Consider the following 7,293-nt stretch of genomic DNA (forward strand, 5'->3'; position numbering starts at 1 on the left):
TGGGCAGAATGAACGGGAACTGGTTCTTGGGCGCCGGAATTATCTGTTCGCAGGGTCCGACGGCGGCGGCGAGAGCGCTGCGATAATCTATAGCCTGATCGGAACGGCACGCCTAAACGATGTAGAGCCATTCGCGTATTTGCGTGCTGTCTTCGAACGGATCGCCGATCATCCCATCAACCGCGTCGACGAACTGCTGCCGTGGCGCCTGATGCCCGTTGAACAGGCCACACAGCTCGCAGCTTAACGGACCATCACGATGGCTCAAGCACGCAAATCAAGCAGTCGCAAACCCACGTTGCGAATGGTCAGCTCTCCAGAGTTCATCTATCAGTTGCGGGTTGAACTACTGGGTCTCAGACCGGCGATTTGGCGGCAGATTCTCGTTCGCGGGTCCGTTGAGCTTTCCAGGCTTCACGTCATCTTGCTCATGACCATGGGGTGGGACGGTGGCCACGTGCATGAGTACGTCATTGGAGACAAAAACTATGGGGAGGTCGATCCGCTCTTCCGACCCGATGTCCCCGACGATCCGCCTGTGTTAGACGAAGCCAAGGCAACCCTCGCGGTGGCACTTGGTGATCGGAAATTGTTCACCTATATCTACGACTTTGGCGACAATTGGCAACATCGCGTCAAAGTCGAAAAGATCTTGCCGCCTGATCCCGACTTACGCTCGCCGATCTGCTTGGCTGGCCGCAACGCCTGTCCGCCCGAAGACGTCGGTGGTGGACCCGGGTATATCGAATTCTTAGAAGCTATAGCCGACCCGTCTCATGAAGACCATGAGCAACTGCTCGAATGGTGTGGCGGCAGTTTCGATCCCAATGCTTTTGACCTCGCTGCCGTCAACGAACGACTAGCGGAATTTGAGTTCTGAACGGTCGGCGCGGCCTCTGCATGACGCTTACCTGCGAACCGATTCACACTTAATTCGCTCCGTCTTCGGGAACTCCGGTTGACGGGCTTATTACGCGCTCGCCGTCTAGGTCAAGCATGATCAGTTGGCGGTCGCCGGCGGGGAAAATCTTTACGATGGTTCCCCGAGGGGTGTCTGCATCGATGACATAGATCGGGTATCCCGCAGCTAGATGAGCTCTCGCTGCAGAGTCGTCGTCTTTCTTCAGTTCCTCTTCAAGTTCGTTCCAAAACCTATCCTGGCCGTCATGGGGAGCCGACCTGTTTCTTGAGGACATTCGCGTAACTCCTCGTCAAAAATTACATTGTAGGTTCTCATGCGTTACTGAGCGCCATGAGTGCGATGGCGATAGCTGTTCCGTCAGGATTTTGCGAAGCGAGGACCGTGACACAAGGGCGGCAAACGTCCAGCAACAACATTTAAAAAAAATATTTTCGTCTGATCATTGTTGACTTTCCTAATTTGGCATTTTGCCGAAAGGCAAATTGCAAAAATTTAGACGAATCAATAACTTAAATAACCTTAAAAACTGTGCGTGAATCATTATGTCTATCGCGCAGCATACTGAAACCGGTGATTTAATTTTACCCTTTGATATAGGTTAGTTCACTAAATGGTATCGTTTAGTAATTTCGAAAAAAATATAGCGAAGCGGCAAGTTGATTAATTGCGATGCGGGTTGTACCTTTCGTTTGCGCACTGCGCATACCGAAATTTTTACAGCCTCTTGGATGAATAATCACAATGAAACAACTTCTTACTATTGTTGGGGTAGTGCAGAACGCGGGCATATCGAAGAAAACAAATCAGCCGTACGACATTCGGACTGCTCATTGCATTCTTAAGCAAAACTCAGAAGAGCGAGGTGAACAGCTACTGGTTGGCACTATAAATTTGCCGCCCAATTTTAAGAACACAGAGCCTGGCGACTATTTGGCCGAATTCGCGTTCCAAATTGGATTCGGTCAAGACCAGGGAAGGCTCGTTCCACAAATCGTCGCACTTTCCCCCTTTGGGAATATAAAGCCGCAACCCAAAGCTGACGCCAAGGCTGCGTAAGCGATATGTCCGCCGGCACGCTTCAATCGATTTTAATCTGTGTTCCCGTGAGCTCAAATCAAGCATCAACGGTAGACCAGCAAGTTTGTCCGCCCGCTGGCGGCGTCTTTTTCCATTTGCAGCAACAACAAGCATACGTACTCGCGCCGGATAGCGCGGGATACATAGACTCAATAGCCACGCCGTTTGACTACACAACTGCGGCGGGGTTTTGGGGTGTGGCATTCACCACGATTATCACCTTATGGTTGGTGAGTCACGGGGCAGGCACGGTCGTAAATTTTTTGCGACGCGCTTGATTAACTTTCGCGGGTAAAACCGCAATTCAAATCAAAAAAACATGAAAAGTAAATTTAAAAACTTGAAAACTCATTCTTTGCGCGTTGTTGGGGCATTGGCTACCGCCACTGTTCTCGTTCAAACAAACGCTCAAGCCGCTACAACGGGGCCAGATTTCACCACGCTGACGAGTGGCATCGATTTCTCGACTGTAACTGTCGGGATTCTCGCTGTTGCGGCGACGCTAATCGGTGTTTATGTGGCGATTAAAGGCGCAAAGATCCTTATTGGTATGGTTCGCGGCGCTTAACTGCTGAGGTTATCGGGCCGGTGCTGCACTCGGGGGCCCTTGCCCCCGTTTTCGCCGATGGAGGACGTCGTGGACGTCAATAGTGCTTGGTACCTGCTGATGTTCGCATTTGGCATTGCGTGCGGGTGGGCCGTTATTACTGGATTCAAGGGGTCGTGATGTTTTTCAAAAGAGTCGTCCTCTTTGCTTCGCTCTTATGTGTTCTCGGGCTTCAAGTCGCTCACAGTCAAGCGCTGTTGGCCCCCGCCGAAAATTTTGTGATCAATCGAGCTGAGGCGGCCATCGTTAGTCGCGTGGCTATCGCTCGCGGGTTTGCTGCGAATGATCCGCGTATCGCTGCAACTATGACGGCGATGGGTGAGTCCTCTACCGCGCTTAACGTGGTGTCGACAGGTGCGGCGATTGGGCTTGGCTTCCTCGGTGCTCCGGTGTGGCTCACGGTCGCGGCGAGCTTGGGGATTCTGGCGGCTGGTAGTGCGCTGGTTGCTGGTTCGCTGACGCTTTCGCGATCACAAGACGGTCACGTGATCACCGCGATGCAACCGCTTCCGGTGCCGGTTGGTGCGGATTACCCGCTTGGGTCAGTTCCCCAACCCGGTCAGCCGGTTGCCTCTGCAATGCAAGACGTGATCGGCCACGGCGTGATGAATCAAGGTGCGTTGATCTATCACACCTCACTGTGTCAGGCGAGTGATTCGTATTGTTCGGCGTTTCCAGCGGTGCCGACCGGCCAGAAGAATTTCTCCCGCGATTACGGCCCGATCGTCGTCCTACTGCGCACACTGTCCGATGTTCAGGCATACGACACGTATGAACAGCAATTTAACTCAGCTTCCGGCACGGTTGGGCGCTCGGGTTATGACAATGGCGGGTCTGACTCGCTGAACGTCACAGTTGCGTTCCAACCGAACGTAGATAACACGACGCAAACGCTGGTCGAAGCGCGCACGATCAAGTTGTGGACGCCTTCAGGGCCTCAGATTCAACAATCGTCTCAGCCTGCTTACTGGTGGACTGTGGGACCGGGCGTTGCGCCTGTGACGGGTACAGATTTATCGCAGATTTATGGGAATCTGACCGATGCGTCGAAGGCTCAACCTCTCGATCCAATGACACTCGCTCAGGTCGTTAATCAGACATGGCAAAGCGCTGCGGCTCAACCTGGCTATCAAGGTTTGCCGTTTCCGGCTTCCCAACCAGTGACGACAGCGGACGTGCAACCGTGGGTCGCTGCGAACCCCTCGCTCGCCCCGAATGTCAGCGATCTGTTTAGGCCGGCGAGTGATCCGGGTACTCAGACGGTGCCGATTAGTCCTACGGTGCAGCCTGCTACAAGTGTTGGGACCGATCCTGCTTCTGGTACATCGCCAGCGTCGTCGCCGGGCATTGATCCCGGCACGGGTACGACCGGCTCAGTCTGTGGCGTCAACGGTGTTGTCTGCACGATGAACGTGAACGTGCTCGGTGATCCGGGTACGGCCTCACCGACGCTTGAGTCGACGCCGACGATTGCCATGATCCTCGATCCGATTATTAACCCGCTCCCGGACTTCAAGAGCTGGGCAGTTCCTCCGCATGGCGCGACGTGTCCGACGCCGACTTTCGACTTGTTTGGGAAGTCGATAACGATGACTTCGCAGTGTGATTTGGCGGAACAGCATCGCGGCGAGATTTACGGGGCGTTCTTGGCGGCATTCTCGCTGGCTGCGTTGTTTATCGTGCTTCGTGCATAAGGGGTCATCATGTTCGGCATTCTCGTATCCGCTCTCAATGTTTTCCTCGGCTTTGTCCTGCGAACCGTCGTGGTCAAGCTGGTTGTCTATGCGGCGTTGTACCTGTTCGTTTCTGAGGCGATCACGTTCCTTCAAGCTGCGCATATTTTCCCGACCGTGGCGTCGCTTGCTTCGGGCTTCGGTGGCGTTGGCGAGGGAATGTGGTACTTCATGGACCTTTGCGCCTTCTCCGTGGGCGCTCCGTTGATTCTGACGGCTTATGTGAGCCGCTTCATCATTCGCCGTATCCCGTTGATCGGGTGATCTATGAATAAGAACCTTTGCGTTAAACGGCGTGCGCTGCGGATATTGCGAGATGCGTCTGTTCGTAGTTGTACTAACCCGCTGACGCGGGAGTGGGAGGTGGACACAGGTGTATGGCTGACGTTTCATGAAGAGGGTTGTCTGGCACTGAAACCCAGCGAGGTGGTGAGCGGTGTCGCCAGGAGCAGTATGAGAACGCCCGGTTGGGCATTCCACCCACTGTTTCCAGGAGGCTCGCCATGACACCACTGCGCCAACGCATGCTGCATGACATGCAGATCCGCAACCTTGCGGATAATACCCAGACGTCCTATCTGATTCAGGTACGCAGTTTCGCCCGGCACTTTCGCCGCTCGCCCGAACTGCTGGGTCCCGAGGAGATCCGAGCCTGGCTCGTCTACCTGCGCGAAGAGCGCAAACTGGCACCCGCCAGTCTCGGCGCAACGATCGGTGCACTGCGCTTTCTTTACCGCGTGACGCTCAAACGCGACTGGAGTGACGAGGACTTTCCCTTGCCGAAGAAGCCGGTGAGACTACCGGTCATCCTTAGCTTCGACGAGGTTAAGGCCTTCTTCGATGCCGTTCCCAGCCTGAAACACCGGGCCATGCTGATGACCGCGTATGCCGCCGGTCTGCGAGTTTCAGAAGTTGCGCACCTGAAGGCCATCGACATCGACAGTCAGCGCATGGTCATCCGCGTGAACCAGGGCAAGAACCGTAAGGATCGCTATGTAATGTTATCCCCGCGCCTGCTCGAGATCCTGCGGGCCTACTGGCACGACGCTCATCCTCGCGACTGGCTTTTCCCCGGCGACATTCCCGGACACCCGATCACCCCTTCCGCGATCAGGCTGGCATGCAACACGGCACGGGAGCGCAGCGGCATCAAGAAGCCAATCACGCCGCATTCCTTGAGGCACGCGTTCGCCACGCACCTGTTGGAAACGGGTGCTGACGTACGAAGGATCCAGTTGCTCATGGGCCATAGGTCCCTTTCGACTACCTCGCGCTATTTACGAATTGCGACCAGCACCGTGTGCGCTACCACCAGTCCCTTCGACCTGCTCCCGTATCCCGAACCCATTGCATCTCCGCCTCCTGCGCCCGAGTATTTCTGAGCGCAATCATGCGTCCGACGCTCGAGGTGGCGGACATCCTTCGCCGCTGTGGCCCGCAATACCGGCAAACCCATGCCGATGGGCTCAGTCGTGTCCAGCGGCGTGTGATGAGCGCCATCGAACTGTGTCGTACCGCCGCACTCGGAGGACATGTCGAGCGGTGCGACGCGTGCGGCCATCAGCGCATCGCCTACGACTCGTGCCGCAATAGACATTGCCCAAAGTGCCAGTCGCTCGCCCGCGCGCGATGGCTCGAGCGCCGGCAAGCCGAGCTGCTTCCACAGGTGGAGTACTTCCATGTCGTCTTCACACTTCCCGAACCCATCGCGGCTCTCGCGTACCAGAACAAACGCGTTCTCTACGACTTGCTGTTTCGCGCCAGCGGCGAGACACTGCGCACGATCGCCGCCGATCCGAAGCACCTGGGCGCCGAGATCGGCTTCATCGCGATCCTGCACACGTGGGGGCAGAATCTGCTGTATCACCCGCACGTGCACTGTGTCGTGCCCGGTGGTGGCATCTCCCCGGATGGCGAGCGCTGGATCGCCTGCCGCCCCGGCTTCTTTCTGCCCGTGCGGGTGCTCTCACGACTCTTTCGCCGACTGTTCCTCGAGCAATTGCGCCGCGCGTTCGACGCCGGCATGCTTCGCCTGCACGGCCACCTCGAGTCCCTGAAGGATCCAAGGCAATTCGCTGCCTGGCTTGCGCCCGCTGCCAAGTCGGAGTGGGTCGTCTACGCCAAGCCACCCTTTGGCGGTGCCGAACACGTGCTCGATTACCTGGGCCGCTATACCCATCGCGTCGCCATTTCCAATAACCGGCTGCTGAGCTTCGACGGACACGCCGTGCAGTTCCGCTGGAAGGACTACCGGCACGAGGCCCGGCACGGCACCATGACGCTCACGGCCGACGAGTTCATCCGCCGCTTCCTGCTGCATGTGCTGCCCGACGGCTTCAAGCGAATTCGCAGCTACGGGTGGCTCGCCAACTGTCACCGAACAGACCGACTTGCCACCTGCCGGCGGCTGCTCGGCGTCAAGCCGCCCGCCGCTGCGTCAGTCGAACCAGGCGAAGACTACCGTGAGCGCTACCAACGCCTGACCGGTAGGTCACTGCGTGACTGCCCTGTGTGCGGCAAGGGCCACATGCTTCGCATTGAAGATATGCCCGGCTGCCTCCCACGCGCCCCGCCAGGACCTGACCATGCGCGCTAGTTGCCGCCGCACCTGTTTCCGCGCACGTTTGCCTTCCTCGACGAGGCTAACGCGGCTGGGCTCGCGCCATCAATCTGCGATCGCTTCAGAATATGCCAAACCTGCGGGTTACTGGCCTGCCGACGCGTACTCTTCTGAGTCTTTCACCTGCCAGGCTTCTCTTGATCGCTGGAAATCTGTTTGCCTTCGCCCGTGCTGGACAGCAGAAATTATCGCCGTGGTCATTCAACGCCCATAGCGGTCACTGCCTGCGGAGCGGCTTAGTACAAATGGTTTTTTAGTTACCGCTCGCGGACTGATGTTCATCGGCTCCGTTATCCCTCTGCGGCCGCGATCGCTAACCAAAAAATCCTCTGCC

9 protein-coding genes are annotated in these 7,293 nt (G+C 56.7%); 8 read left to right on the top strand and 1 reads right to left on the bottom strand.

Features of this window, described 5'->3' with window-relative positions; genetic code table 11:
- Together BSU04_RS27580 and BSU04_RS27585 are read left to right on the top strand one after the other, a co-directional pair.
- Window positions 1–247, top strand: a 247-nt coding sequence (locus tag BSU04_RS27580) for a transposase domain-containing protein (protein WP_144021369.1), incomplete at its 5' end; no start/stop codon positions are given.
- A 12-nt stretch (window positions 248–259) separates the two neighbouring features.
- A complete protein-coding gene (locus BSU04_RS27585; RefSeq protein ID WP_089163549.1) occupies window positions 260–880 on the top strand; it encodes a plasmid pRiA4b ORF-3 family protein in 621 nt (206 codons plus the stop codon).
- Between the two features lie 49 nt (window positions 881–929).
- On the opposite strand, the gene BSU04_RS27590 is transcribed toward BSU04_RS27585, so the two are convergent.
- The gene (locus tag BSU04_RS27590) at window positions 930–1,196 is read right to left on the bottom strand and encodes a hypothetical protein (protein WP_089163550.1); all 267 of its coding nucleotides are present in this window, start codon (window positions 1,194–1,196) and stop codon (window positions 930–932) included.
- A 467-nt stretch (window positions 1,197–1,663) separates the two neighbouring features.
- Here BSU04_RS27590 and BSU04_RS27595 point away from each other — a divergent pair, with 467 nt between their 5' ends.
- The 6 genes from BSU04_RS27595 (at window position 1,664) to BSU04_RS27625 (ending at window position 6,935) form a co-directional block, all read left to right on the top strand.
- A complete protein-coding gene (locus BSU04_RS27595; protein ID WP_089163551.1) occupies window positions 1,664–1,978 on the top strand; it encodes a hypothetical protein in 315 nt (104 codons plus the stop codon).
- A 340-nt stretch (window positions 1,979–2,318) separates the two neighbouring features.
- Window positions 2,319–2,567 (top strand): hypothetical protein, encoded by a 249-nt coding sequence (locus BSU04_RS27605; RefSeq protein ID WP_089163552.1) that lies wholly within the window; start codon window positions 2,319–2,321, stop codon window positions 2,565–2,567.
- A gap of 257 nt (window positions 2,568–2,824) precedes the next feature.
- Window positions 2,825–4,300 (top strand): hypothetical protein, encoded by a 1,476-nt coding sequence (locus BSU04_RS27610; protein WP_144021370.1) that lies wholly within the window; start codon window positions 2,825–2,827, stop codon window positions 4,298–4,300.
- A gap of 9 nt (window positions 4,301–4,309) precedes the next feature.
- Window positions 4,310–4,603, top strand: coding sequence for a DUF2523 domain-containing protein (locus BSU04_RS27615; RefSeq protein WP_089163554.1), 294 nt, complete (start codon window positions 4,310–4,312; stop codon window positions 4,601–4,603).
- Window positions 4,604–4,842: 239 nt separating this feature from the next.
- Entirely contained in the window at window positions 4,843–5,721 is an 879-nt protein-coding gene (locus tag BSU04_RS27620; RefSeq protein ID WP_089163555.1) for a tyrosine-type recombinase/integrase, read from the top strand.
- Window positions 5,722–5,729: 8 nt separating this feature from the next.
- Entirely contained in the window at window positions 5,730–6,935 is a 1,206-nt protein-coding gene (locus BSU04_RS27625; RefSeq protein WP_089163556.1) for an IS91 family transposase, read from the top strand.
- The last annotated feature ends 358 nt before the right edge of the window (window positions 6,936–7,293 follow it).

This window comes from Caballeronia sordidicola, assembly GCF_002220365.1.
GTDB classification, from domain to species: Bacteria; Pseudomonadota; Gammaproteobacteria; order Burkholderiales; family Burkholderiaceae; genus Caballeronia; species Caballeronia sordidicola_C.